This is a genomic window from Promicromonospora iranensis, assembly GCF_028994775.1.
Taxonomy (GTDB): domain Bacteria; phylum Actinomycetota; class Actinomycetes; order Actinomycetales; family Cellulomonadaceae; genus Promicromonospora; species Promicromonospora iranensis_A.
On record NZ_JAJQMN010000005.1, the window covers coordinates 156,552 to 181,464 of the forward strand.

A 24,913-nucleotide genomic window follows, 5' to 3' on the forward strand; every position below is an offset into this window, starting at 1 on the left:
TTCAGCAGCACCCCCCAGCACCCCCCAGCAAGCAAGCACCCCCCAGCCGGACGACGGCGTCGTCGCCCGGACCCGTTCAAGGAGGAACCATGCACCACTCCCGGCGCAAGCCCACCACCCTCGCGGCGGTCGGCGCGCTCACCCTCGTCGGCGTGCTCAGCGCCTGCTCGTCCGGCGGTGCCGCCGCGGGCGGCGAGACCGGAGGCGGCGACGACGCGACCTACACCTGGTGGGACCCGTACCCCCAGCACGACGACTCGTCGGACTGGGCGGGCCGCGTCCAGGCCTGTGGCGAGGAGGCCGGCGTCGCCATCGAGCGCACCGCCTACGACACGACGGCGCTGACCAACCAGGCGCTGCTCGCCGCGCAGGAGGGCACGTCCCCCGACGTCATCCTGCTGGACAACCCGGCCGTCTCCACGCTCGCGGACACCGGCATGCTCACCACGGTCGACGAGTTCGGCCTGGACACGTCCGCGATCGACGAGAACCTGCTCGCGGCGGGCGTCGTCGGCGGGGAGACGTACGGCATCCCGATCGGCGCCAACACGCTGTCGCTCTACTACAACGCCGAGGTCCTCGAGGCCGCGGGCGTGGACCCGGCCTCGATCACCGACTGGGACTCGCTCACCGCGGCCCTCAAGGCGGTCACGGACAACGGCGACAAGGGCATCACCTTCGCCGGCATCGGCACCGAGGAGGGCTCGTTCCAGTTCCTGCCCTGGTTCTGGGGCGCCGGCGCCGACCTGCGTGACCTCGACTCGCCGGAGGCCGTCGCCGCGCTCGAGCTGTGGACGGGCTGGCTCGACGAGGGCTACGCGCCGAACTCGGTGATCAACAACTCGCAGAACACCGTGTGGGAGGAGTTCCTCACCGGGGACTTCGGCTTCGCCGTGAACGGCACCTGGCAGGTCGACAGCGCGGCCGGGGCCGACTTCGAGGCCGGCACCGTCCAGCTGCCCGCGCGCGACGGCGGCGTCGCGCCGGCACCGACGGGCGGCGAGTTCATCATGGCGCCCGTGCAGGAGGACACCGAGCGCTATGACGTCACCCGGCAGATCGTCGAGTGCATGACGACGCCCGAGGGCTTCGTCGAGACGGCGAACACGTTCGCCTACTACGTGCCGCCGACGGCGGACGGCCAGGCTGCGCTCATCGAGGAGAAGCCGGAGCTCGAGCCCTGGGTCGAGGCCGTGCGCAACGCCAAGGGCCGCACGAGCGACGACCTCGGCGCCGACTACCCGATGATCTCCGAGGCCCTCTGGACGGCGGTCCAGAACGCCCTCTCGGGCGCGGCGACGCCGGAAGAGGCCCTCACGACGGCCCAGACAGAAGCCGAAACGGCCACCAGCTAACCACCCGCCGTCGTTGAGTGCTGGGTATTTGCGCCGTAAGCACCTCTCGGGCAACAAATACCCAGCACTCAACTTGAAAGACTTGAGGACGCTTTGATGACCACCACCGAGGCGCCGGCCACGGCGGGCGCACCACCGGGCGCCGACCGGCAGCCGCCGACACCGCGCCGCAGGCGCGGCCCCGCGGTCTCCCAGTGGGCCGCCGTCGGCTTCGCCGCGCCGCTGCTCGTGTACCTGATCCTCTTCTACGTCTACCCGCTGTGGCGCAACATCGACCTCAGCGTGCACGACTACACGATCCGCGCGTTCGTCCAGGGCAACGCCGAGTTCGTCGGGTTCGAGAAGTACGCCGAGGTGTTCAGCTCGTCGACGTTCCCGACGGCACTGTGGAACACCGCGGTCTTCACCGTCGTCTCCATCGTGTTCCAGTACGCGATCGGCCTGGCGCTGGCGGTGTTCTTCCGCTCGGGGTTCCGGTTGTCCGGCCTGCTGCGGGCGATGTTCCTCGTGCCGTGGCTGCTGCCGCTCATCGTGTCGGCGTCGACCTGGTCGTGGATGCTCAACAGCGACAACGGCATCGTGAACTCGGTGCTCGCGGCGTTCGGCGCGGAGCAGATCAACTGGCTCACCTCCCCGGACACCGCCCTCCTGTCGGTGACGATCGCGAACATCTGGCTGGGCATCCCGTTCAACCTCGTGATCCTGTACTCCGGGCTGCAGAACATCCCGGGCGAGGTGTACGAGGCGGCATCGCTCGACGGCGCCGGCCCGTGGAAGCAGTTCTGGAGCATCACGTTCCCGCTGCTGCGCCCGGTGTCCGCCATCACGCTCCTGCTCGGGCTGATCTACACGCTGAAGGTCGTGGACGTCATCTGGATCATGACCACCGGCGGGCCCGGCGACGCGTCGACGACGCTCGCCATCTGGTCCTACCGGGAGGCCTTCGGGACCGGCCAGCCGGACTTCTCGCCCGCCGCCGCGGTCGGCAACCTGCTCATCCTCATCGCCCTCGTCTTCGGATTCCTGCACCTGCAGCTCCAGCGCCGTCAGGAGGACTCATGACCGGCCGTCGTCTCGCGCAGAAGCCGTGGTGGAAGACCGCCCTCGGCCTCGTCCTCACCGCCTTCATGCTGTTCCCCGTCTACTGGATGGTGAACGTCTCGCTCACGCAGACCAGCGACCTGCGGTCGGACCCGCCGCACTGGTTCCCTCTGCACCCCACGTTCGAGGGGTACACGGCCGTGTTCCAGCAGCAGCTCCCGGCTCTCGGGACGAGCCTGCTGGTCGGGCTCGGCTGCGTGGCGCTCACCGTCGTGATCGCCGCACCGGCGGGGTACGCGCTCGCGCTGCTCAACCTGCGTGGCGGGCGCACGCTGAACTTCCTGCTGCTGGTCGCGCAGATGATCCCGGCGGTGGTCATGGCCATGGGGTTCTACGCGGTCTACAACAGCCTGGGCCTGCTCAACACCGTCGGCGGCCTGATCATCGCCGACTCGACGGTCGCCGTGCCGTTCGGCGTACTGCTGTACACCGCGTTCATGTCGGGCATCCCGCGCGAGCTGCTGCAGGCCGCGCGCGTGGACGGGGCGGGCGCCTGGCGCACGTTCCGGTCCGTGGTGCTGCCGGTGAGCCGCAACTCCACGCTCACGGTCTCGCTGTTCGCCTTCCTGTGGGCATGGTCGGACTTCATCTTCGCGTCGACCCTGAACCGCAACGGCGAGCTCATCCCGATCACGCTCGGCATCTACAACTACATCGGCAACAACACGACGCAGTGGAACGCCATCATGGCGACCGCCGTCGTCGCGTCGGTGCCCGCGGCGATCCTGCTGGTCGTGGCGCAGCGCTACGTGGCGGCGGGCGTCACGGCCGGTGCGGTCAAGGACTGACGCACCGACTGACGTGCACCGACTGACGCCGATGGACCAGAGAGACGAAGGAAACCTGTGACACAGCACCACTCGACGCGCACGACCGCGTCGCAGCGCCAGGCGGCCCGGGCGCGCCCGGTCGTGCCGCGCGGCCCGCGCCGCGGTCTCGGCGTCGGCGAGCTGCGGCTCGACGGCGGATTCTGGGGCGCGCTCCAGGAGACGAACGCGCGCGCCACGCTGCAGCACTGCCTGGACTGGATGGAGCAGCTCGGCTGGATCGGCAACTTCGACCGGGTCGCCGAGGGCACCACGGGCGGGGGACGGCCGGGCTGGCAGTTCTCCGACTCCGAGGTCTACAAGCTGCTGGAGGCGCTGGCCTGGGAGCACGGCCGCACGGGCGACCCGGCGGTCGATGCGCTCCTGCGCAAGGTGGTGGACCGGGTGGCCGCCGCGCAGGACGAGGACGGCTACCTCAACACATGCTTCGGCCACGCCGGACAGGCCGGCCGGTACAGCGACCTCTCGACGGGCCACGAGCTGTACTGCACCGGCCACCTGCTGCAGGCGGCGGTCGCACGGGTGCGGACCACGGGCACGCCCGGGGGCACGGACGAGGACCTCCTGGTCGAGGTCGCCCGCCGCGCCGCCGACCACGTGTGCCGCGAGTTCGGCGCCGACGGCCGGGGCGGCGACGGCCGGGACGGCATCTGCGGCCATCCCGAGATCGAGCTCGGCCTCGCCGAGCTCGGCCGCGCGCTCGACGAGCCCCGCTACACCGAGCAGGCCCGGCTCTTCGTCGAGCGCCGCGGGCACGGCACGCTCGCGCCGATCGCGCTGCTCAGCCCCGCGTACTTCCAGGACGACGTACCGGTGCGCGACGCCGACGTCTGGCGCGGCCACGCCGTGCGCGCCCTGTACCTCGCGGCCGGTGCGGTCGACGTCGCCGTGGACACGCAGGACGCCGGCCTGCGCGCCGCCGTCGAACGGCAGTGGGCGCGCTCCGTGGAGCGCCGCACCTACCTCACCGGCGGCATGGGCTCGCGGCACCAGGACGAGGGTTTCGGCGACGACTGGGAGCTGCCGCCCGACCGTGCGTACTGCGAGACCTGTGCCGGGGTCGCCTCGGTCATGGTCTCGTGGCGCCTCCTGCTCGCCACGGGCGACGTCCGCTACGCCGATCTCATCGAGCGCACGCTCTACAACGTGGTGGCGACCTCGCCCCGGACCGACGGGCGCGCGTTCTTCTACGCCAACCCGCTGCAGCAGCGCGAGCCCGGCGCCGACGTGCGGCCCGACGCCGTCAACCCGCGCGCCGAGGGCGGGGTGCGAGCGCCGTGGTTCGACGTGTCGTGCTGCCCGACCAACGTGGCACGCACGCTCGCCTCGTGGCAGGCGTACGCGGCGTTCGTCGAGGAGCCGCCCGAGGGTTTGTCCGATGGTGCGCGCGAGGCGGTGTCCGACGGCGGCGTCGTCGTGTCGCTCGCCCAGTACGCCGCGGGTGAGCTGCGTGTGGCGCTGGACCGCTCCTCGGCAGGCTCGGCGCCGGACGGCGAGCTCGTCCTGCGGGTGACCACCGAGTACCCGCACGACGGTCGCATCCGCGTCGAGGTCACCGCCGTCCCAGAGCGGCCGGTCACCCTGCGGCTGCGCGTACCGCACTGGGCCGACGGCGCCACGCTCACCGGCCCGGACGGCTCCACCACCGCCGTCCGACCGGGCTGGGTGACGGCCGGCGCCGCGGGGACTGATGCTGCCGGCACCGACGCCGGGGTGAGCGCCGCACTCGCCGTGGGCGACGTCGTCACGCTCGATCTGCCCGTCGACCCCCGTCTGACCTGGCCCGACCCGCGGGTCGACGCCGTGCGCGGGACCGCGGCCGTCGAGCGCGGCCCGCTCGTGCTCGCGCTGGAGTCGGTGGACCTGCCCGACGGTGTGCAGCTCGACCAGGTGCGTCTCGATGCCGGGGTCGCGCCCCGTGCGCAGGGCGACGGCGCGGTGGTCCGCGCCGTCACCGTGCCCCTGCTCGAGGGCGGGGCGGGCACCCCGCCGTTCGGCTCCGGCGGTCCGGGAAGCGCCTTCGCGCCGACGCCCGACGCCGGTGCACCCGCGTTCGACCTGACCCTGGTGCCCTACCACCGCTGGGCCGAGCGCGGCCCGTCGACCATGCGCGTCTTTGTTCCGACGGCCCGACACGAGGAGACCCGATGACCGACCCCACCACGCCGGGCACACCGGCCCCCGCGACGGACGCCGTCGACTCGCCGGTCCGCGCGGACGGCGCCCGCCTGACCTGGCGGAGCGGCGGCGAGACCCTGGTGGTCGAGCCGTGGGGCCGGGACAGCGTGCGCGTGCGCGCGACCGTCCTGGGCGACGTCGAGGACACCGACTGGGCGCTCCTGCCGCCCGCCGTCGCGGACGGCGTCGCCCACGACGCCCCGCGCGTCGAGCTCCGGGCCGACGGCGCGACCCTCGTCAACGGCGGCATCCGGGTCGAGCTCACCACCAGCACGGGGTTCAGCGAGATCGTCGGCTACGAGGTGTCGCACTGCGACCTGGCCTTCTACGACGCCGACGGCCGGCTGCTGCTGCGCGAGCTCGACCGCGGCGGCTCCCTCCAGCTGCGCGCCCGGAACTTCCGCCCGCGGCTCGGCGACGACGGGCACACGCTCACGGCGTCGTTCGAGTCGGACCCGGACGAGAAGCTGTACGGGATGGGCCAGTACCAGCAGCACGTGCTGGACCTCAAGGGCTCCACGTTCGAGCTGGCGCACCGCAACTCCCAGGCCAGCGTGCCGTTCGTCATGTCGAGCGGTGGGTACGGGTTCCTCTGGCACGACCCGGCGATCGGGCGGGCGACGTTCGCGCGCAACCGCACCGAGTGGCATGCCGAGTCGACCAAGCAGCTCGACTACTGGGTGACCGCTGGGCGCACCCCCGCGGACATCTCGCGGGCCTACGCCGAGGCGACGGGGCACGCCCCGATGATGCCGGAGCGCGGGCTCGGCTTCTGGCAGTGCAAGCTGCGCTACTGGAACCAGGAGCAGCTCCTGGAGGTGGCACGCGAGCACCACCGGCGCGGGCTGCCGCTCGACGTCATCGTCGCGGACTTCTTCCACTGGCCGAAGATGGGCGACTACCGGTTCGAGGACGAGTTCTGGCCGGACCCGACGGCGATGGTCGACGAGCTGAAGGAGCTCGGTGCCGAGCTCATGGTCTCCGTCTGGCCGCAGGTGTCGCTCGAGTCCGAGAACGACTCGTACCTGCGCCGGAACAACCTGCTGGTGCGCGCCGACCGCGGGCTCGACGTCCACATGTCGTTCCAGGGCCCGAGCACCTTCCTCGACGTGACCAACCCCGAGACCCGGCGCTGGCTCTGGGAGACCTGCCGGCGCAACTACGGCTCCCACGGGATCCGCACGTTCTGGCTGGACGAGGCCGAGCCCGAGTACGGCGTCTACGACTACGACGCCTTCCGGTACCACCTCGGCCCGGCCCTGCGCGTGGGCAACGTGTACCCGCAGGCGTTCGCGCGCGCCTTCTACGAGGGCCAGGTCGCCGACGGCGAGAGCGAGGTCGTCAACCTGGTCCGCTGCGCGTGGGCGGGCAGCCAGCGGTACGGCGCGCTCGTCTGGTCGGGCGACATCTCCTCGACGTTCGAGGACCTGGCCCGCCAGGTCACCGCGGGCATCCACATGGGCGTCGCGGGCATCCCGTGGTTCACCACCGACATCGGCGGCTTCCACCGGGGCGACGTCACCGACCCCGCGTTCCACGAGCTGCTCGTGCGGTGGTTCCAGTTCGGCGCGTTCAGCCCCGTGATGCGGCTGCACGGCGACCGGCTGCCCCGCCAGGACGTCGCCGCCGCCGACGGTTCGCCCCGCCTGCCCTCGGGCGGGCCCAACGAGCTGTGGAGCTTCGGGGAGGAGGTGTACGGCGTGCTGGAACGCTACGTCCATCTGCGCGAGACCCTGCGCGACTACGTGCGCGACGCCATGCGCGCCGCGCACACCGACGGCCAGCCGGTCATGCGCGGCCTGTTCCACGACTTCCCCGGTGACGCGCGAGCGTGGGACGTCGACGACCAGTTCCTGCTCGGCCCGGACGTCCTGGTCGCGCCCGTCCTCGCGGCAGGCGTGCGCGAGCGCGACGTCTACCTCCCCGCCGGCGCCCGCTGGACCGACGCCGCCACCGGCCAGGTGCACGACGGCGGCACCACCGTGCGCGCCGCCGCCCCGCTCGACGTCGTGCCGGTGTTCCTGCGCGACGGCGCGCTGCCGCAGGTGGTCGGCCGCACGACGGGGCGGGTGGCCGGGCACGTGGTGCCGGGTGCGCCCGCCGGCGGGTCGGTGGCGCCTGGTCCGGTGGTTGGATCTTGATGCCGACCACCGACCCGGCGGGAGAGCCGCGGCGGACTGCCCACGTCGGGGCTCAGCTGCCAGAGTGCCCTCAGGCTGCGCATCGTCGAACCGGTTCGCCTGGCCGCGGTTCGACAGGCTCCACCGCACGGTCGGTCACGCGCCTGTCTCGCTCGGTTCGGTCACATGCACCGCGTCAGATCTGAGATCGGTCGGTTGCTCTGAGATCGGTCGGTTGAAGGACCGATCTCAGAGCAAGGGACCGATCTCGACCAGTCACGCCAGGTCACGCCAGTCGCTCGGAGCGACCGAGCCCTGTTTTTCCTCTGAACCCCGTTCCACCCCACGATGAGAAGGAAGGCACTCAACGATGAGCACAACACCTTCAGCGAGCGGCGATCCGCGTAGCGGACCAGCACGTTCCGGAGCAGCACCCTCCGGACCCGCACACCCCGGACCAGCTCCACACGGACCAGCTCCACACGGACCCGCACCGCGCAGGCCTCGGCGCACCGCCGTGGCGGCGCTCGCGGTCCTGGCGCTCGCCGGGAGCACGGCGGGGGCGGCACTCGCCGCGCCGGCCACCGCGAGCACCGGCCTGGCGACCGACACGAACGCGGCCCAGGAGCTGCCCGCGCCGCACCTGCACTACACGATGGACGACGTCGCGGGCGCCGTCGTGCCCGATGCCTCCGGGAACGGGCTGGACGGCGCGATCTCCGGCACCACCGGCCTGGTCGACGTAGAGGGCGGCGGCACGGCGCTCGACCTGCCCGGCGGGACCGGCGGCGGTTACGTGACGATCCCGCGCGGTGCTCTGGAGGGCGCCACCGACGTCACCGTGTCGGCGCGCGTCCGCTGGGACGGCACGGGCGGGGCGTGGCAGCGGGTCTTCGACCTCGGCACGGACACCACGCGCTACCTGTTCGCGACGCCGTCGAACGGCGACGGGCGCCTGCGCACCGCGCTGACGACGAACGGTGGCGGCGGCGAGGCGCAGAACAGCGGCTACAGCCCGCTGCGCGCCGGCGACTGGGTGACGCTCACGGTCACGCTCGACGCGGAGGCGGACCGGCTCACCACCTATCTCGACGGCGTGGCCGTCGGCACCGCCCGGTCGACCGTGGCGGCCGGTGACCTGCTCACGTCCGCCGCGCAGTCCGCCGGGTACCTCGGCAGGTCGTTCTACCCGGACCCGCTCCTGGACGGTGCGATCGACGACTTCCGCGTGTATCGGGCCGCGCTGAGCACCGAGCAGGTGGCCGAGCTCGTGGAGGAGCGGCCGGAACTGGTGGAGCTCACCAGGAAGACCTTCGAGGTGCGCACGACGATCGCGGCGGCGCCTGATCTCCCGGCTGCGGTACGTGCCTCGTTCACGGACGGCTACGACCGTGACGTCCCGGTGGTCTGGGACGAGATCGACCCGGCGCAGTACGCGCAGCCGGGGGACTTCACCGTCTCGGGTGACGCGGCGGGCACTCCGGTGACCGCGACCGTCACCGTGCACCGGGGCGAGCTTCGGGTCGACCTCGGCGCGGAGACCGGGTCGTTCCACGGCGGGGCGTCCGGCACGCTGTACGGGCTCTACGGCGACGGGCTGCCGAGCGACAACCTCATCGAGGGCATGGGGATCCGGACCGTCTCGACCAAGGCACAGGACGGGCCGCAGCACCCGGGCGCCGACGCGCTCGAGGTGGTCCGGCCGCTCGCCGACGCCACCGACGGGGACGTCTACATCTACATGACCGACATCCACCGCGGCTTCCCGTACGAGTGGCCGGGCGACACGCCCGCGGAGAAGCTCGACGGCTTCGTGGAGAAGATAGGCACCCAGGTCGACCAGGTGCTCGAGATGCCGGCCGAGTACCAGGACAACGTCGTCTTCGTGCCGTTCAACGAGCCGGAGGGCAACATGTTCGGCACGGGCCGGTGGAGCTACGACGGCACGTCGTGGCTCGACGACCCCACGGACTACTTTGCTGCCTGGGACCGGGTCCACGCGCTCATCAAGGAGCGCATGCCCGACGCGCGGATCGCCGGCCCGAACACCAGCATCCTGTACGGCCAGGTCAAGGGCTTCCTCGAGCACACGGTCGAGGCCGGGACCGTCCCGGAGATCATCACCTGGCACGAGCTGTCACACCCGGAGAAGATCCGCGAGTCCGTGGCGACCTACCGTGACTGGGAGGCCGAGGTCTTCGCCGGTACGGAGCTGGCGGGCACCGAGCTGCCGATCAACATCAACGAGTACGCGTTCAACTACCACACCTCGGTTCCCGGCCAGATGATCCAGTGGATCTCGGCCATCGAGGACTCCAAGGTCGACGCCGACATCGCGTACTGGAACATCGACGGCAACCTCTCCGACTCCGCCGTCCAGTCCGACCGCGGCAACGGGCAGTGGTGGCTGTTCAACGCGTACGCCCAGATGAGCGGGAACACCGTCAAGGTCACGCCGCCGTTCCCCGGCGAGAACTACACGCTGCAGGGCGTCTCTGCCCTGGACACCGGGCGCGCGCTGTCGCGCACCATCATCGGCGGGGCCGACGGCGCCGCCCCGGTCGAGCTCGTCAACGTGCCCGACGCGGTGTTCGGCGAGGACGTGCGCGTCACGGTGCGCGAGATCTCCTGGACCGGCCAGCTGGGCGACTCCGCGCAGCCGCGCCACATCGCCGAGACCACCATGCCGGTCACCGACGGGAAGGTGGTCGTCGACTTCGACGGCGAGTCGCTGCCGCTGCTGCGCGAGTCGTCGGCGTACGAGATCGTCGTGACGCCCGCGGGCGCCGGTGAGGCCACGAGCAGCGCCCCGACGCTCTGGGACGGCAGCTACGAGGCGGAGGACGCCACCTACACCGGGTCGGGCTACAGCCTGAACGGGCCCGAGGGCTCGCCGGCCGACGTGGGCAAGTTCTACACCTCCGGCGGGTACGACGTCGGCGGTCTGCGCACCGGCTCCGACGGCGTCCTCGACTTCGAGGTCACGGTGCCCGAGGACGGCACCTACGACCTGTCGGTCTTCGCCAACAGCCTCAACACGTTCGACGCCGTGGCGGAGCAGGGTCCGACCAACGTGTTCGTGCGGGTCGACGGCGCCGCGGAGCAGGAGCTGCACCTGCCGCTCGGCTACAAGTGGGTGGTCTGGGACCACGCTGACACGGAGGTCGAGCTCACGGCAGGCACGCACACCATCTCGCTCGCCGCGCGGAGCCTCGACGGCAGCCGCACCACCATGGGCGACGCGATCCTCGACCGGATCACCCTGGCCCTGCCGAACCCGGACGCCGGGACCGCCGTGTACGAGGCGGAGCACGCGACCCTGGACGGCGGACAGACGCTGTACGCGGCGCCCGACGGCGTCGACCCGGCGACGGTCTCCGGGGCCGGCGGCGTCGAGCTGGCCGACGGCGAGACCGCGACGTTCTGGGTCTACAGCGCCGTCGACGGCGAGGCGACGCTCGGCGTCGACACCCTGGGCGCGGGCGCCGGCACCCTCGCGGTGAACGGCCGCGAGGTCCTCGACCTCGCAGCGGGCCGCGCAGGGCGGACCCACGAGGTGGCCGCACACCTGACCGGTGGCGTGAACAAGGTGGTGATCACCGGCGGGGCCGACGGCGTCGTCGTCGACCGGCTGACCACCGCGCCCGGGACGGGGGCGCTCGCGGCGGCGGAGTACCAGGCGGAGGACGCCGAACTTGCCGGTTCGGCGAAGGTGTCCGACCTGTCGCTCGCCGAGGGCGGCAAGGCGGTGACCGACGTCGGGGGAGACCCGGGCAACGGCAGCACGCTGACGTTCCGGGTCGACGCCGGCGAGGCCGGCCCGCACGCCGTCGTGCTGCGGTACTCGAACCCGGAGCAGTCGCCGGCGTCGCACTACAACCCGGACCCGATCGCCCGCCGGGCGGACATCTCCGTGAACGGCGGCGCGTCGGCCCCCGTGCTCTTCCCCCACTCGTTCCACGAGAACAACTTCTGGGAGAAGACGGTCGTGCTCGACCTGGAGGAGGGCGCGAACACCATCACGCTGAGCTCGCAGGAGGCGCCGAACTTCGACGGCGTCACCTACGCCTCGGACGTCTGGCCCGACTTCCCGCTGCGGTCCCGCTGGGCACCGGTCGTGGACCGGATCACGGTGTCGCCGCTCGCGGCGCACCGCGTGGAGCCGGTCACCGAGGTGACCACCGCGTCGGTCTGCCGCGGGCCGCGGGCGTTCCTGACGGTCAGCACGCGGAACGTCTCGGACGAGCCGCTCGACGTGCGGATCGACGGCTCGCTCGGAAAGCGGGCGACCCAGGATCTGGCCGCCGGTGACACCTGGCGCCAGTCGTTCAGCGCGCGCAAGGCCGGGCTGAAGGCCGGATCGGTGACGGTGACGGCGGACGGCGTCGCGACCGAGCACGCCTACCCGGCGGTGGCCTGCGACTGACGCGGTGCTTCACCCACCGCTGGTCGAGCTTGTCGAGACCTACGTCCCGGCAAGATCGGCCAGCGGCGGCGGGGCGGCTGGTTGCCCTGACGCACGACCTGGGCTACGACCCGCGGACCCTGGACGGGCGGGCACGGTACCGGCTGGCCCGGCTGCTGCTGCGGCTCGCCGGCGACTGATCGGCCGGGCTCGTCGAGACGTGCTCGACGAGCCCGGCCCACGGTGCGCCCTCGGCCGAACGCTCCGCACAGCGGCGCGACCGGTCCGGTGGGCTGGAACGTCAGTGGTCCTCGTGCTCGGTGCTCGATGTGGAGGCGGGGCGGTCGAGCAGGCGGAGCGCCTCCTCGACGATCTGGTCCGGCCGCGAAGTGATGTCGACGACGAACCCGGGCTCGTCGTCCTGCAGGGGTTCCAGGGCGGCGAGCTGGCTGTCGAGCATCTCGGGCTTCATGAAGTGCCCGGCGCGCCCCTGGATGCGCTCGTGCAACAGCTCGTACGAGCCGGTGAGGTGCACGAACCGCACGGAGCCGGCGGTGTCGGCGCCCGCGGTCCCGAGCAGGTCGCGGTAGCTCCGGCGCAGGGCGCTGCACGGCACGACCGCGCTCCTGCCCTCGGCGAGCTCCTTGGCGAACCAGTCGCGGATCCCGTTCAGCCAGGGCCAGCGGTCGTCGTCGTCCAGCGGGTGGCCGGCGGCCATCTTGGCGACGTTCGCGGGGGAGTGGAAGTCGTCTCCCTCCGCGAACGACGCGCCGAGCCTGCCGGCCAGGAGCGCGGCGACCGTCGTCTTGCCCGAGCCGGCCACGCCCATGACGACGATCGCCCGGGGTCCGTGGTCGGTCCCGCTGCGCGATGTCGCACTGGTGGTCGGGGTCGAGAACATCGCTGTCTCGGTGACGTCTGTGTCCATCCCCCTATCCTCACCTATTGGTGACACCATTATGCCGTGATTCATATCACCGATCTCCTGGACCCCTCGTCCGCCGGACGACCGGCCGCGAGCGACCTGCCCCGGGGCGAGACCACGGCGCTCTAGTCTTGGAGGATGTCCCCAGTGCTGCACAGCCCCGTCCTCGAGGCCCTGGGCCGTCGTATCACCGGTGGCGCTCTGCCGGCCGGGGCGACGCTGACGCTGGACGGGATCGGCGCCGAGTTCGGGGTGTCGCGCACCGTCGCGCGCGAGGCGATGCGCCTGCTCGAAGGGCTCGGCCTGGTCCGTTCCGGACCACGCGTGGGCATCGTCGTGCTGCCGCACGACGCGTGGAACGTGCTCGACCCCCGCGTCATCGAGTGGCGCCTGGCCGGGCCGGGCCGCGCGTCGCAGCTGCGGTCGCTCACCGAGCTGCGCCAGGCGGTCGAGCCGCTCGCCGCCTCGTGCGCCGCGCGGGGGGCCACGGCCGCCGTCCGCGACGAGCTGGTCGCCACCGCGCGCCGGATGCGCGAGCTGGGCGAGGCAGGCAAGGGCGACGGTGAGGAGTTCCTGGCCCTGGACATCCAGCTGCACGAGCTCCTCATGCGGTCCAGCGGCAACGAGCTGTTCAGCGCGCTCGCCGACGTCGTCGCCGTCGTGATCTCCGGGCGCACCCACCTCGGCCTGATGCCCGCCTACCCCGAGCCGGAGGCGCTGGATGCGCACGAGGCGGTGGCGCTCGCCGTCGCCCGCGGGGACGGCGCGGCCGCCGAGGAGGCGATGGCGCGGATCGTGCGCGAGGTGCGCGGTGCGCTGGGCGAGGGCCCGGCCGGCAAGGGCTGACCGGGCTCCGGACCGCGAGCCCCCGCGAGCCCTGCCTGCACGTGCTGATTTGCGTCGTGCAGGCGGTGCACCGGGGCGGTGCCTCCGGTATGAATGAGGCGTGCACTCGTCCCGACGGCTCCGTGGCGCGCGCGGTCCCAGCGTGGCGTCCGCCGCGACCGCAGTGGCGCTGCTGGCGCACCTCCTCGGGGGCGGTGCGCTGCCGGGGTGGCTCGGGATCCTCGTGCCGTGGGCCCTGTCGCTCGCGGTGTGCACGGCTCTCGCGGGCCGCCGGCTCTCGCTGTGGCGGACGACGGCGTCCGTCGCGCTGAGCCAGGCCCTCTTCCACGCGCTGTTCGTGCTGGGCGCGCCCGTCCGGAGCGCTGCCGCGGGGTCAGCGCCGGCGGGTATGCCGACGGGCCACGGCGCGCACGGCGGGAACGCGGTCCCGGCGCCGGGCGACGCGGTGCCCGGCGTGCTGTCCGGCGTGCTGCCCGGCGTGGAGCCGGCCATGTGGTTCTCGCACGCGGTCGCGGCAGCGGTGACCGTCGCCGGCCTGTACGGCGGCGAGCGTGCGCTGTCCCGCCTGCGTGACATCGCCGGGCAGACGGCGGACTGGGTACGCCGCCGGTTCGCCCCGCCCGTCGACGCCGTCCCCTCGTTCCCTGTCGTGCGCGTGGTGGCGCCCGACTGGTTCACCGGATCCTTCCCCGCACGTCCTGAGGTGTCGCCGTCGCGGCGGCGCGGGCCACCCCGCGCGCTCGCGACCTGACCTTTCCCCGAGCGCCGACCGGCTCGGCCACGCCCGCCGTCCTGGCTCGGACGCGCCCGGGCGGGCGCCGTCGGCGCCGCCCTCATGACCTGAAAGCGAATCCCCATGCCCACCACCGTCCTCGTCGCGCCCGAGAGCGAGCGCGCACCCCGACGCCCCCACCGTCCGGCCCGCGAGCCGGCCCTCACCCGACCGTCCGGCTCCGGCCGACGGCGTGGCTGGTTCGGCGCCCTGCTGCTCCGGCTGCACTTCTACGCCGGCCTGCTCGTCGGCCCGTTCATCCTCGTCGCCGCGGTCACCGGCGCGTTGTACGCCCTGACCCCCGCGCTCGAGCAGGTCGTCTACCGGGACGCGCTGCACGCTCCTGTCACGGACACGCGGCTCAGTCTCGCCGAGCAGGTGGACATCGCCCGCGACCACGTCGGCGACGGCGCGGCGACGCCGTCCGCGGTACGCCCCGCACCCGAGCCGGGCGACACGACGCGGGTCATGTTCGCCGACGACCGCCTCGGCGAGAGCGAGTCCCGAGCCGTGTTCGTCGATCCGGGCACCGGCGAGGTCCGCGGCGACCTCACCGCCTACGGCACCAGCGGTGCCCTGCCGCTGCGCACCTGGGTCGAGCAGCTGCACGGCAGCCTCCATCTGGGCGACGTCGGCCGCCTGTACAGCGAGCTCGCCGCCTCCTGGCTCGGGATCGTGGCACTCGCGGGCCTCGGCCTCTGGCTCCGGCGCATCCGCAGGACGCGCGCCGCGACGGACCTCGTACGGCCCGCCCGGGGGCGTACCGGCTACCGCAGGCTGTTCACCTGGCACGCCTCGGTGGGCATCTGGGTGCTGCTCGGTGCGCTGTTCCTCTCGGCGACGGGGATCACCTGGTCGCAGCATGGGGGCGGCAACGTCGACACGCTGCGGGCGGCGCTCGACTGGCGCACGCCAGCCGTAGACACCAGGCTGCCGGACGGCGGGCCCGCGGGTCACGAGGGTCACGCGGGCCACGAGGGCAGCGCCGGCCATGTGGGCCACCCGCCTGCCGGCGTCGGGGGAGCGGCCGACGCCGCGCTGTTCGATGCCGTCCTCGCCGCGTCCCAGGCGGTGAACGTCGACACCGGCCTGGTCGAGATCAGGCCGCCGGCCGAGCCCGGGACCGCCTGGGTGGTGCAGGAGATCCAGCGCAGCTATCCGACCGAGGTGGACGCGGTCGCCGTCGACCCCGGCTCCCTGCGGGTGGTGCACCGGGTCGACTTCGCCGAGTTCCCGGTCGCCGCGAAGCTGGCTCGCTGGGGGATCGACGCCCACATGGGCTCGCTGTTCGGCCTGCCCCACCAGCTGGCCCTGTTCGTGCTCGCGGCGGGCATCGCCGCGATGGTCGTGCTCGGCTACCTGATGTGGTGGAAGCGTCGACCGACGCGGGAGCCGCGTCCCCTCGGCGGCACCCCGCCGCGGCGGGGCGCCCTGCGCGGCGCACCCTGGTGGGGCATCGGCGTGGTGCTCGCCGGGGCGGCCCTGGTCGCCTGGTGGCTGCCTCTGGTCGGTTGGACCCTTGCCGGGTTCGTGCTGATCGACGTGCTGCTCGGCTTCGCCGGACGCCGGACCGCTCGGACGCGCTGACGGACGGCGACCCGCGGGTCAGTGGATCGCGGCCATCAGCGGGAGCCGGACGGCGGGCGGCAGGGGCCCGTCGTCCGGACGCGCGCTGATCGACCGGAGCTGCAGCGCCACGAACCGGCGGGAGGCGGCCACCGCGGCCTGGCGCGACGTGGCCCGGATGCCGGAGTTGGCCATGATCAGCAGCACGACATCGTCCAGCACGACGTCTCGCCGCAGGCCACCGGACTCCTTGGCCCGACGGATCAGTTCTGCGAGCGACCGCAGGGCGCGGGAGCGCTCCTGAGCGAAGTCGACGGCCTGCGGGAACGCCGAGACGAACGCTGCGGTGAACCCCCGGTCCTGGGCGTGCATCACGCACACCTGCTCGATCGCCCCGCTGAGCCCGCGCCACGGGTCGGGATCCGCGAGGCCGTCGTCGACGATCGCGGTGCAGATCGCCATCTGCTCCCGGAACGCCTCGGTGACCAGGGCCTCCTTGGTCGGGAAGCGGCGGTACAGCGTCGCCGGGCCGACCTCGGCGCGCCGGGCCACCTCGCGCATCGAGACGTCGATGCCCTTCTCCGCGAAGACCTTGCGCGCCACCTGCAGGATGCGGTCGCGGTTGTCGCGCGCGTCGGAGCGCAGCTCGTGCGCGGGGAGCGGGGCAGGGTGTGCGCCCTGGTGCTCGCCTGGGTGCTCGCCTGGGTGCTCGCCTGGGTGCTCGGCACCCTGCGACGCCAGGGACGCTGGGGACAGCTGCTCGGTCATGACGCTCGTTTCGCCGAACCGGACGGGGTGTTCCATGTGAACAGGATCGCGCGGCGGGGACCGCATTGCGACACTCGGACGATGCATATCGACCGACTGCAGGCCGACGGCCTGCACCCCACGCCGGGCTACCACCACGTGACCGTCGCCGAGGCAGGCCGGACCGCCTACCTCGCGGGGCAGTGCCCGCTCGACGAGTCCGGCACCGTGGTCGGGCCCGACGACCTCATGGCCCAGACGGACCAGGTGGCGGCCAACGCCCTCGCCGCGCTGTCCGCCGCGGGAGCCACGCCGGGCGACGTCGTCCGCTCCGTGATCTACGTGGCGAGCAGCGACCGGGCCGACCTCTCCGCCGTCTGGCAGCGGCTGAACGCCGGCCCGATCGCCCAGGCCTTCACCACGGCGAGCACCCTGCTGGGCGTCGTCGCCCTCGGCTTCCCCGGTCAGCTCGTCGAGGTCGACCTGACGGCGGCGCTCGCGGACTGACCGGCGCCGGTACGGCGCCGCGGCGAGCGCCGTCAGTTCTCCAGCAGCACCTTGATCGCGCGCCGCTCGTCCATCGCGCGGTAGGCCTCGGCCACCTCGGACAGCGGCAGGGTGAGGTCGAAGACCTTGCCCGGGTCGATCTCGCGCTTCCACACCAGGTCCAGCAGGTGCGGGAGGTAGGCGCGCACGGGGGCGACACCGCCACGGATGCCCTTGTTGCCCCAGAAGAGGGTGTCGGTGGGCAGGTCGCCGTGCGGGACGCCGACCAGGCCGATCGTGCCGCCGGGGCGGACGAGCTCCACCGACTGCGCGCGGGCCTCCTCGGTGCCGACGCACTCCAGCACCGCGTCGGCGCCGATGCCCTCGGTCAGCTCGAGCACCTGGGCCAGCCCCTCGGCGCCGCGCTCGGCGACGACGTGGGTCGCGCCGAACTCCTCGGCGACCTTCTGGCGGGGTTCGTGCCGGCTCATGGCGATGATCGTCGTGGCGCCGAGCTGCGCGGCGGCGAGCACGCCGCTCAGCCCGACGGCTCCGTCGCCCACCACCACGACGCTCGAACCCGGCCCGACGCCGGCTGAGACCGCCGCGTGCCATCCGGTGCACATCACGTCGGAGAGGCTCAGCAGGCTCGGGATCAGGTCGGCGTCCGGCTCGCCCGGGGTGGCGAGCAGCGTGCCGTCGGCGTGGGGGATGCGGATCTTCTCGGCCTGGCAGCCGTCGAATCCGCCCCCGTGCAGGCAGTTGGCCTGCATGCCCTTGCGGCACACCGCGCAGGTGTTGTCGCTGTACAGGAATCCGCCGACGACGAAGTCGCCGGGCTTGACGGAGGTGACGGCGTCACCGACCTGCTCGACGACGCCGACGTACTCGTGCCCGATCGGCGTCGGACGCTTGACCTGTGAGATACCCCGGTAGCGCCACAGGTCCGAGCCGCACACGCAGGCGGCGACGGTGCGGATGACGGCGTCGGTGGGCTCGACGATGACGGGGTCGGGCCGCTCCTCGAAGCGGACGTCCCCGGGTCCATGAATGATTGCTCCTCGCATGTGCCCCATTCAACACGCCGAGGAGCCGTGCCGGAGCCGATGGTCGGTAGTCCGTCCGGCGGTCGGCATTCCGTCAGGTGATCGGCATTCCGAGCTACCGATCACCTGACGTATTACCGACCGCCTGACGGACTACCGACCATCCAGCGCGGGCCCGCCAGCGGGAGCCGCCCGCGCAGGCCCGCCCGCTCAGGAGCGGGTTCGGGGGAGCGCGTCGGCGAGCGGGGTCGCCGGGCGGCCCAGGAGGCGGGCCAGGTCGTCGCTGTCGGTCTCCAGGTCGCCCGCGGCGATCGACGCGTCGAGGCCCGCGACGAACCCGGCGGTGCCGGCGTCGAGCCCGTGCTGCTGCAGTTCGGCCTGGAAGTCCGCGACGGACAGGTCGCGGTGCGCCACCTTGGTGCCGGTGACGTCGCTGATCGTGGCCGCGAGCTCGTCGTAGCCGAACGACTCGCCGCCGAGCTCGTAGACGGCGTCACCGTCGTCGTCGGAGAGGAGCGCCGTGACGGCGGCGGCGGCGAAGTCGGCGCGCGGGGCGGCCGAGATCTTGCGGCCGGCGGTCGCTCCCACGATCTCGCCGCGCTCGAGGTACTGGTCCAGCTGTCCGGTGTAGTTCTCGGTGTACCAGCCGTTGCGAAGCAGGGTGACCGGGACGCCCGACGCACGCAGCGCGGCCTCGGTCGCCTCGTGCTCACCCGCGAGCGGGTTGGACGTGCTGCCGGCCTTGAGGATGCTGGTGTAGGCGATGCGCTCCACGCCGGCGGCCTTGGCGGCGTCGACGACCGCGGTGTGCTGGGGCACCCGCGCCCCCGCCTCGCTGCCCGAGACGAACAGCAGGCGCTGCACGCCGTCCAGGGCCGCGGGCAGGGTCTCGGGCCGGGAGTAGTCGCCCTCGCGGACCTGGACGCCGCGCTCGGCGAGATCCGCGGCCTTGCTCGGCGTGCGGACGATCGCCACGACGTCGGTGGCGGGAACTCCCCGGGACAGGAGTTCCTCGATGGCGGTGCGGCCGAAGGGGCCGGTCGCTCCGGTGACGGCGTAGGTGGTCATGAAACTCTCCATTGCTCAAGTGGTTGCCAGCGGGAAGCACTAACGATTCGAAAGTACACTACATTCCGTCGGTGCGCGGTATCCTGGGCCGGTGAGCCTCACCGATCTGGAGTCCGCCGCCCGGGAACCTGCCGCCCGGGCCTCTGCAGCGCCGGACGACACCCCCACGCAGGCGCTGGTGGCCGACGTCTTCGCGCGCGACTGCGACTCCCGTGCCGCCTTCGAGGTCGTCACCTCGAAGTGGGCCTCGCTCGCCCTGCTCGCGCTCGGCGAGGGCGGCTACCGCTTCAACGCGCTGCGCCGGCGGGTCGAGGGGGTCAGCGAGAAGATGCTCTCCCAGACGCTCCAGGCGCTCGAACGGGACGGCATGGTCACGCGCGAGGTGGTCACGACCATCCCGCCGCGCGTCGAGTACGCGCTGACGCCGCTCGGCGAGGGCGTCGCGGAGAAGCTGCGCTCGCTCGCGGACCTGCTGGAGGCCAACGTGGCAGAGGCCGCACGAGAGGCCGCCCCGGGTTCGGCTCAGCCACCGGACCCGAAGCCCGCGGACGGTTCAGGTCCCGCGGCCGGTCCAGGCGGAGGCGCCTAGACCGGCGCCGCGTCGGCTCAGGTCGACCGCCCAGGTCTCGCGGAGGACGTCGTGCCCCGTGGGGGTGACGTCGAGGCCCCGTCCCGACCGGTGCCGGACGACCCAGCCGGCCTCGAGGAACCGCGTGCCGACCGCGGCACCGAGCGCCCCCGCCAGGTGCGGGCGCCGTTCCGTCCAGTCCAGGCATGCCCGCGTCGTCACCCGGCGGACAGATACCGCGCCGTCGACGTCCACCCCGATCTCACGCAGCCCGACGGCGCCCGCGTCGGTCAGCACCAGCTCGTCGCGGCCCGCGAGCCAGCCGGACCGGACCCAGGCGTCGGTGAGCGCGGTGCCGAGCCGGCCCGCGAGGTGGTCGTAGCAGAACCGGGCGGCGGCCAGGTACTCCGCGCGCCGGCTGCGGCGGTACCCCGAGACGGGGGCGGCGTCGGCGACCGTGCCGAGGGACTCCAGGGCGTGCGCGACCTCCCGGCCCGCGAGCGCGTAGTACCGGTGCCGGCCACGGGTCTCGCAGGTCACCAGGCCGGCGTCCACCAGGACGGACAGGTGGCCCGAGGCGGTGGACGCGCTCACACCCGCCGCCCGCGCCAGCTCGCCCGCCGGGCGCCGGGTGCCGTCCATGAGCAGGTTCAGGAACGTCGAGCGGGCCGGGGTGGACAGTGCCCGACCCAGCGCGGTGAAGTCGCGGTCCCGGGTCATGGGGCCCTGCTGAGGGTCCGACTCATGGGCCGACCGTACGGCCGCGACATTTCGGCGTCCACCGTAGCGTTCCCGTCCTACGGTCCCGCCATGACACGACCGATGACGACACGGCAGATGACGACACGGCAGATGACGACACGGCAGATGACGACCCCACCGATGCAGGACATCGAGGTCCACCTGCCCGACCGTCCGGGGGCGCTCGCCGACCTGGGCCAGGCGCTGGGCGAGGCGGGCGTCAGCCTGGAGGGCGGCGGCGTCTGCACCGTCGACGGCCGTGCGGTGGCGCACTACCTCGTGCACGACGGCGCCCGCGCGCTCCGGGCGGTCGAGGAGGCCGGGCTGGGGCCGGCGGCGGTGCGCGACGTCGTGCTCGCGCGGCTGGACCAGGAGGTGCCCGGTCAGCTCGGCACGCTCGCGCGGCGCCTGGGCGACGCCGGGGTGAACGTGCTGGTCCAGTACAGCGACCACGCCGGCAACCTGGTGCTCCTCGTGGCCGACGACGACGCGGCGACATGCCGTGCGGTGGTGGCGCGCTGGGGGAGCCGCGGGCTCACCGCGCACGGAGGGCGCGCAGCCGGCCGATGACGGTCCAGGCGATCATGCGCGTCATCCGCAGCGGGCCGTACCGGACGCCGGTCGCGAACGGCGCCTCGCCCCGCAGGACCGCCTCGGCGCCGCCGTCCACGAAGTGCACCTGCCCCGTGGTGAACGCGGCGTCCGGCGACAGCAGCCAGGCGATCGCGGCGGCGACCGGCTCGACGGGACCGGGCATCCCGAGGGGCTGCGGCAGCGCGTCCTGGAGCACCCGGGCGCTCGCGGGGTCCGAGAGCACGCCGCGCCGGGCGGCCTCGGTCTCGACGATGCCCGGCGCCACCGCGTTGAGGAGGATTCCGGCACCGGCCCAGTTCTCGTCGACGGCGGTGCGGCGCAGCCACCGGTTGAGAGGGATCTTGGTCGACCGGTAGACGACTGCCCCACGTCCTCGTGCCACGAGGGTGCCGGCTATGGCCACGGCGCGACGCTCGTCGTCGGCGAGACAGGCGTCGACGAGGTCGGCATCACCCGGGGAGAGTGACGACGAGGAGCTCACCACTACCGCGCGGGGCTGGGGTGCGCGCGCCAGGTCGTCGCGCAGGGCGTTCAGCAGCGCGACGGTGCTGAAGTAGTTGAGCCGGACAGCGACGTCTCCGTCTCCGCTGCCCGCCACGAGTGCGACGCCGTCGATCCCCGCAGGAGCGAGGTTCCGGACCTGCTCGACGGTGAAGCTGCGGTCCTCGGCGGTGGTGAGGTCGGCCCGGACGTCGGCCGTCTCCCCGATGCCGCACCGGATGACGTGGGCGCCGCTCGCCTCCAGCCGCGCCGCGAGAACCTCGCCGATCCCCGAGTCGGTACCGGTCACCACATAGGTCCGGCCGGTGTGCTCCGGCATGTCTTCTCCTTTGTCGACCGTTGCCAGGTCGACCCTGGCCAGAGTGTATTGATGCACTAGTGCATTATGCACTAGTGCATCACGCGCTAGGGTAGAGGCCATGGGGCAGCAGATCGGAGTTCGTGCGCGACGACGTGCCGAGACGCGGGGCGCCATAGTCCGCGCGGCCACCAGACTGTTCCTCGAGCGTGGCGTGGCCGCGACGTCGATCGACGACATCGCGGCCGGGGCGGGGATCGCGCGCCGCACGTTCTTCCTGCACTTCCCGTCCAAGGAGGACGTGCTCTTCCACTATCTGGAAGGTCACGTCGGCCGGGCGGCCGAAGCCCTGGACGGCCTGCCCGCACAGGCAAGCCCTGCCCAGGGTGTCGCCGCAGTGATGGCGGTGCTGGTCGACCTCTTCGAGGACCCGGCTGCGGGTACGGACGAGCTCGCCGACCTTCGCGCCGAGCTGGTCACAACGGCGCGCGGGCTGCCGGCCTCGCTCGTCGTGCGGCTGCAGCGCGCGCAGTCCGACCTGGTCGGCGCGCTCCGTCGGCAGTTCCCTGACCCTGCCGGCTGGCCGTTGATATCGGCGCACCTCGGGGCCTGCATGGGTGCCGCGACGGCGGCGGCGGTCGCCGTCGAGCGGCCCGAGGCGCGGGCCGCCGCGATTCGGGACGCGGTCGGCCGCGCGGGCGCGGGCTTCGGGGCCTGACCGGCTGGCGGATCGCCCGCGTCAGGCGGCGACCCCGGCCAGTTCCGCGGAGCGGTCCCACAGCCGGCGGGCGAGGTCGGCGTCCCGCGCCTGCGGGTTGACGCGGCGCGCGACACGGCCGCGCTCGTAGTACGCGCCCGACTGCCAGCCGACGCCGGGCTCGGTCTGCGCGAACCGGACCAACTGCGCGGCGCCCCTCTCGGGCGTGGCCAGGACCAGCTTTCCGATCCGGCTCTGGTACAGCGGCCGCAGGACGCTCGTGCTCTCCGTGCCGAAGCTCGTCGCGACGACACCCGGGTGGAACGCCGCGGACGAGAGCCCTCGGTCGTGGAAGCGCCGGTGCAGCTCCGTGGTGAACAGGATGTTCTCGAGCTTCGCCGTCCCGTACGCGCGGTGCGGCGTGAAGTCCCGGTCGTGGTCGAGGTCGTCCACGTCGAGGTGCCCGAAGAGCCGCGCGCCGGCGCTCGACGTCTGGATGACCGAGGCGCGGCTCGCGAGGAGCTTGTCCAGGAGCAGGCCGGTCAGCAGGAACGGCGCCAGGTGATTGACCTGGAACGTTCGCTCGTGGCCGTCGACGGTCTTGGTGCGGTCTCCGAGGATGCCCCCGGCGTTGTTCGCCAGCACATCGATGCGCGGGTACGCGTCGTCGAGCTCGGCGGCCAGGCGGCGCACGTCCGCCAGGCGGGTGAAGTCGGCGACGAAGTGGTCGCCGCCGACCTCGCGGGCGACCTTCGCGGACTTCTCCGGCGAGCGCCCGACGATCGCGACGTGGTGGCCGGCGGCGCTGAGCAGCCGGGCCGCGGCGGCGCCGATCCCGTCGCTCGCGCCGGTGATGACGATGGTCCTGGGGGAGGTGCTGTCCATGTCGAACAGCATGCAGTGGGTGGCACAGTGTGTCAACCATGGCGCATCGTGTAGCCTCCTGCCCCATGGACCGCAGTACGGACAGCACCACGAACCAGCCCCGCACCGGCCTTCGGGAGCGCACCCGCCGGGCGATCCAGAAGGAGGTCACCGAGGCCGCGGAGCGGCTCTTCGTCGAGCGCGGGTACGAGGCGACGACGATCGGGCACATCGCCGAGGCCGTCGGGATGTCGCGCCGCACGCTCTACCGGTACTTCTCGACCCGGGAGGACGTGGTGCTCGGGAAGCTCGACGTCGTGACCGACGAGGTGCTCGTCGCGCTGCGTGCGCGGCCCGCCGGGGAACCTGTCTGGGTCTCCCTGAGGCACTCGTTCGACGGGATGATCGCGCACCTCGACGCCGCCGCGAGCTCCGGTCTAGCGGTGCCCATGCAGCGCATCATCCTCGAGACGCCGGGCCTGCGGGCGCGCTACCTGGAGAAGTTCGAGCGGGTCGAGGCCATGGCGGAGCTGGTCGTGCGCGAGCGGGCGGACGCGGCGGGGAAACCCTGGGCCGCCGACGACCCCACGCCGCGCGCCGTCGTCGCGGCCGCGCTGGGCTGCGTCCTGGCTGCCGAGCACGCGTGGCTCGCCGGAGGCGCCACGGAGTCGATGGCGCTGCTCGTCGACCGTGCCATGGCCGCCGTCGGGCCGCGGGACTGACGTGCCTACGCCACTTCGACGTGCGTCCGTGCCGCTTCCACGAAGTCGAAGATGGCCTGCCGGGACACGTCGCGCGCGTCCTTGAAGTCCTCAGCAGGGGTGCGCAGGGTGAGCAGGTCGACGCTGTCGATGGCCTGCTGCGCGAGCCCGATCAGCTGCGGGGACTCCGTGACGAGCTGGACCCGGAACATCGCCTCGAGCGCGGCCGTCCGCAGCCGGTAGGTCTCGTAGCGGATCGCGTCGGGGTCGGCGCTCTGGCGCTCCTCGTGAGCCGCGTACCAGCGGTCGATCTGTGCTCGGCGCAGGCTGACGAGCGCGCCGCCGTACGTCGTGTACGCGCTGACCCGCTCCTGGCGCAGGCGCTCGTTGCGTTCGAACCGCTCGGCGTCCGCCCGGTTCCTCCGCTGGAAGTAGTGCGTCGCCAGCGAGCCGAGCAGCGTTCCGACGACGGCGACGATGCTGGTGACGATGATTTCCATGAGCGGA

At 72.9% G+C, this 24,913-nt stretch carries 22 protein-coding genes; 14 read left to right on the forward strand and 8 right to left on the reverse strand.

What is annotated here, in order from left to right; genetic code table 11:
• The first annotated feature begins 89 nt into the window (after nt 1-89).
• The 6 genes from LUU90_RS10640 (at nt 90) to LUU90_RS10665 (ending at nt 12,007) form a co-directional block, all read left to right on the forward strand.
• Nucleotides 90-1,355: a sugar ABC transporter substrate-binding protein gene (locus LUU90_RS10640; protein WP_275003396.1), complete on the forward strand. Its 1,266-nt coding sequence runs from the start codon at nt 90-92 to the stop codon at nt 1,353-1,355.
• A gap of 96 nt (nt 1,356-1,451) precedes the next feature.
• The gene (locus LUU90_RS10645) at nt 1,452-2,417 is read left to right on the forward strand and encodes a carbohydrate ABC transporter permease (protein ID WP_275003397.1); all 966 of its coding nucleotides are present in this window, start codon (nt 1,452-1,454) and stop codon (nt 2,415-2,417) included.
• Nucleotides 2,414-3,244 carry a carbohydrate ABC transporter permease gene (locus LUU90_RS10650; protein WP_275003398.1) on the forward strand — a complete coding sequence of 277 codons (831 nt, stop codon included), beginning with the start codon at nt 2,414-2,416 and terminating at the stop codon, nt 3,242-3,244. The genes LUU90_RS10645 and LUU90_RS10650 overlap by 4 nt, the downstream gene beginning before the upstream one ends.
• 57 nt (nt 3,245-3,301) lie before the next feature.
• Nucleotides 3,302-5,434, forward strand: coding sequence for a glycoside hydrolase family 127 protein (locus LUU90_RS10655; protein WP_275003399.1), 2,133 nt, complete (start codon nt 3,302-3,304; stop codon nt 5,432-5,434).
• On the forward strand, nt 5,431-7,602 hold the full coding sequence (locus LUU90_RS10660) for a glycoside hydrolase family 31 protein (protein ID WP_275003400.1): 2,172 nt from the start codon (nt 5,431-5,433) through the stop codon (nt 7,600-7,602). The genes LUU90_RS10655 and LUU90_RS10660 overlap by 4 nt, the downstream gene beginning before the upstream one ends.
• 496 nt (nt 7,603-8,098) lie before the next feature.
• Nucleotides 8,099-12,007, forward strand: a complete 3,909-nt coding sequence (locus LUU90_RS10665; RefSeq protein ID WP_275003401.1) for a LamG-like jellyroll fold domain-containing protein — start codon at nt 8,099-8,101, stop codon at nt 12,005-12,007.
• Nucleotides 12,008-12,287: 280 nt separating this feature from the next.
• On the opposite strand, the gene LUU90_RS10670 is transcribed toward LUU90_RS10665, so the two are convergent.
• Nucleotides 12,288-12,914: a gluconokinase gene (locus LUU90_RS10670; RefSeq protein WP_425596218.1), complete on the reverse strand. Its 627-nt coding sequence runs from the start codon at nt 12,912-12,914 to the stop codon at nt 12,288-12,290.
• Between the two features lie 135 nt (nt 12,915-13,049).
• Here LUU90_RS10670 and LUU90_RS10675 point away from each other — a divergent pair, with 135 nt between their 5' ends.
• The 3 genes from LUU90_RS10675 to LUU90_RS10685 all read left to right on the forward strand — a co-directional run bounded on the left by LUU90_RS10675 (nt 13,050) and on the right by LUU90_RS10685 (nt 16,116).
• Nucleotides 13,050-13,757: a FadR/GntR family transcriptional regulator gene (locus tag LUU90_RS10675; RefSeq protein WP_275003402.1), complete on the forward strand. Its 708-nt coding sequence runs from the start codon at nt 13,050-13,052 to the stop codon at nt 13,755-13,757.
• Between the two features lie 100 nt (nt 13,758-13,857).
• Entirely contained in the window at nt 13,858-14,508 is a 651-nt protein-coding gene (locus LUU90_RS10680; RefSeq protein ID WP_275003403.1) for a hypothetical protein, read from the forward strand.
• 105 nt (nt 14,509-14,613) lie between these two features.
• The gene (locus LUU90_RS10685) at nt 14,614-16,116 is read left to right on the forward strand and encodes a PepSY-associated TM helix domain-containing protein (protein ID WP_275003404.1); all 1,503 of its coding nucleotides are present in this window, start codon (nt 14,614-14,616) and stop codon (nt 16,114-16,116) included.
• An 18-nt stretch (nt 16,117-16,134) separates the two neighbouring features.
• On the opposite strand, the gene LUU90_RS10690 is transcribed toward LUU90_RS10685, so the two are convergent.
• Complete coding sequence (locus tag LUU90_RS10690; protein ID WP_275003405.1) at nt 16,135-16,899, reverse strand: TetR/AcrR family transcriptional regulator; 765 nt, start codon at nt 16,897-16,899, stop codon at nt 16,135-16,137.
• Between the two features lie 45 nt (nt 16,900-16,944).
• Here LUU90_RS10690 and LUU90_RS10695 point away from each other — a divergent pair, with 45 nt between their 5' ends.
• Nucleotides 16,945-17,349, forward strand: coding sequence for a RidA family protein (locus LUU90_RS10695; RefSeq protein WP_275003406.1), 405 nt, complete (start codon nt 16,945-16,947; stop codon nt 17,347-17,349).
• A 32-nt stretch (nt 17,350-17,381) separates the two neighbouring features.
• Here the strand turns inward: LUU90_RS10695 and LUU90_RS10700 are convergent, their stop codons facing one another.
• Nucleotides 17,382-18,395, reverse strand: a complete 1,014-nt coding sequence (locus tag LUU90_RS10700) for a zinc-dependent alcohol dehydrogenase family protein (protein WP_275003407.1) — start codon at nt 18,393-18,395, stop codon at nt 17,382-17,384.
• A 189-nt stretch (nt 18,396-18,584) separates the two neighbouring features.
• Nucleotides 18,585-19,442, reverse strand: a complete 858-nt coding sequence (locus LUU90_RS10705) for an SDR family oxidoreductase (RefSeq protein WP_275003408.1) — start codon at nt 19,440-19,442, stop codon at nt 18,585-18,587.
• 91 nt (nt 19,443-19,533) lie between these two features.
• Between LUU90_RS10705 and LUU90_RS10710 the strand changes: the two genes are divergently transcribed.
• Nucleotides 19,534-20,031, forward strand: a complete 498-nt coding sequence (locus tag LUU90_RS10710) for a winged helix-turn-helix transcriptional regulator (protein ID WP_275003409.1) — start codon at nt 19,534-19,536, stop codon at nt 20,029-20,031.
• On the opposite strand, the gene LUU90_RS10715 is transcribed toward LUU90_RS10710, so the two are convergent.
• On the reverse strand, nt 19,996-20,730 hold the full coding sequence (locus LUU90_RS10715) for an ArsR/SmtB family transcription factor (RefSeq protein WP_275003410.1): 735 nt from the start codon (nt 20,728-20,730) through the stop codon (nt 19,996-19,998). The two genes, LUU90_RS10710 and LUU90_RS10715, sit on opposite strands and share 36 nt — an antisense overlap.
• A gap of 90 nt (nt 20,731-20,820) precedes the next feature.
• Between LUU90_RS10715 and LUU90_RS10720 the strand changes: the two genes are divergently transcribed.
• Entirely contained in the window at nt 20,821-21,321 is a 501-nt protein-coding gene (locus tag LUU90_RS10720; RefSeq protein WP_275003411.1) for an ACT domain-containing protein, read from the forward strand.
• Here LUU90_RS10720 and LUU90_RS10725 read toward each other — a convergent pair.
• Nucleotides 21,287-22,165 carry an SDR family oxidoreductase gene (locus LUU90_RS10725; protein WP_275003412.1) on the reverse strand — a complete coding sequence of 293 codons (879 nt, stop codon included), beginning with the start codon at nt 22,163-22,165 and terminating at the stop codon, nt 21,287-21,289. The genes LUU90_RS10720 and LUU90_RS10725 overlap by 35 nt on opposite strands.
• A 100-nt stretch (nt 22,166-22,265) precedes the next feature.
• On the opposite strand from LUU90_RS10725, the gene LUU90_RS10730 reads away from it, so the two are divergent.
• The gene (locus tag LUU90_RS10730; RefSeq protein WP_275003413.1) at nt 22,266-22,862 is read left to right on the forward strand and encodes a TetR/AcrR family transcriptional regulator; all 597 of its coding nucleotides are present in this window, start codon (nt 22,266-22,268) and stop codon (nt 22,860-22,862) included.
• 21 nt (nt 22,863-22,883) lie between these two features.
• Here the strand turns inward: LUU90_RS10730 and LUU90_RS10735 are convergent, their stop codons facing one another.
• Entirely contained in the window at nt 22,884-23,726 is an 843-nt protein-coding gene (locus tag LUU90_RS10735; protein WP_275003414.1) for an SDR family NAD(P)-dependent oxidoreductase, read from the reverse strand.
• Nucleotides 23,727-23,791: 65 nt separating this feature from the next.
• Here LUU90_RS10735 and LUU90_RS10740 point away from each other — a divergent pair, with 65 nt between their 5' ends.
• Nucleotides 23,792-24,427, forward strand: a complete 636-nt coding sequence (locus tag LUU90_RS10740; protein WP_275003415.1) for a TetR family transcriptional regulator — start codon at nt 23,792-23,794, stop codon at nt 24,425-24,427.
• A gap of 5 nt (nt 24,428-24,432) precedes the next feature.
• On the opposite strand, the gene LUU90_RS10745 is transcribed toward LUU90_RS10740, so the two are convergent.
• Entirely contained in the window at nt 24,433-24,906 is a 474-nt protein-coding gene (locus LUU90_RS10745; protein ID WP_275003416.1) for a hypothetical protein, read from the reverse strand.
• Nucleotides 24,907-24,913 lie beyond the last annotated feature (7 nt).

Coding starts and splice junctions, on each gene's coding strand:
- LUU90_RS10645 (WP_275003397.1), top strand. CDS start 1,452: ATGACCACCACCGAGGCGCCGGCCACGGCGGGCGCACCACCGGGCGCC.
- LUU90_RS10725 (WP_275003412.1), bottom strand. CDS start 22,165: ATGCCGGAGCACACCGGCCGGACCTATGTGGTGACCGGTACCGACTCG.
- LUU90_RS10670 (WP_425596218.1), bottom strand. CDS start 12,914: ATGGACACAGACGTCACCGAGACAGCGATGTTCTCGACCCCGACCACC.
- LUU90_RS10685 (WP_275003404.1), top strand. CDS start 14,614: ATGCCCACCACCGTCCTCGTCGCGCCCGAGAGCGAGCGCGCACCCCGA.
- LUU90_RS10690 (WP_275003405.1), bottom strand. CDS start 16,899: ATGGAACACCCCGTCCGGTTCGGCGAAACGAGCGTCATGACCGAGCAG.
- LUU90_RS10705 (WP_275003408.1), bottom strand. CDS start 19,442: ATGACCACCTACGCCGTCACCGGAGCGACCGGCCCCTTCGGCCGCACC.
- LUU90_RS10740 (WP_275003415.1), top strand. CDS start 23,792: ATGGACCGCAGTACGGACAGCACCACGAACCAGCCCCGCACCGGCCTT.
- LUU90_RS10650 (WP_275003398.1), top strand. CDS start 2,414: ATGACCGGCCGTCGTCTCGCGCAGAAGCCGTGGTGGAAGACCGCCCTC.
- LUU90_RS10735 (WP_275003414.1), bottom strand. CDS start 23,726: ATGGACAGCACCTCCCCCAGGACCATCGTCATCACCGGCGCGAGCGAC.
- LUU90_RS10745 (WP_275003416.1), bottom strand. CDS start 24,906: ATGGAAATCATCGTCACCAGCATCGTCGCCGTCGTCGGAACGCTGCTC.
- LUU90_RS10675 (WP_275003402.1), top strand. CDS start 13,050: ATGTCCCCAGTGCTGCACAGCCCCGTCCTCGAGGCCCTGGGCCGTCGT.
- LUU90_RS10660 (WP_275003400.1), top strand. CDS start 5,431: ATGACCGACCCCACCACGCCGGGCACACCGGCCCCCGCGACGGACGCC.
- LUU90_RS10695 (WP_275003406.1), top strand. CDS start 16,945: ATGCATATCGACCGACTGCAGGCCGACGGCCTGCACCCCACGCCGGGC.
- LUU90_RS10640 (WP_275003396.1), top strand. CDS start 90: ATGCACCACTCCCGGCGCAAGCCCACCACCCTCGCGGCGGTCGGCGCG.
- LUU90_RS10715 (WP_275003410.1), bottom strand. CDS start 20,730: ATGACCCGGGACCGCGACTTCACCGCGCTGGGTCGGGCACTGTCCACC.
- LUU90_RS10700 (WP_275003407.1), bottom strand. CDS start 18,395: ATGCGAGGAGCAATCATTCATGGACCCGGGGACGTCCGCTTCGAGGAG.
- LUU90_RS10720 (WP_275003411.1), top strand. CDS start 20,821: ATGACACGACCGATGACGACACGGCAGATGACGACACGGCAGATGACG.
- LUU90_RS10730 (WP_275003413.1), top strand. CDS start 22,266: ATGGGGCAGCAGATCGGAGTTCGTGCGCGACGACGTGCCGAGACGCGG.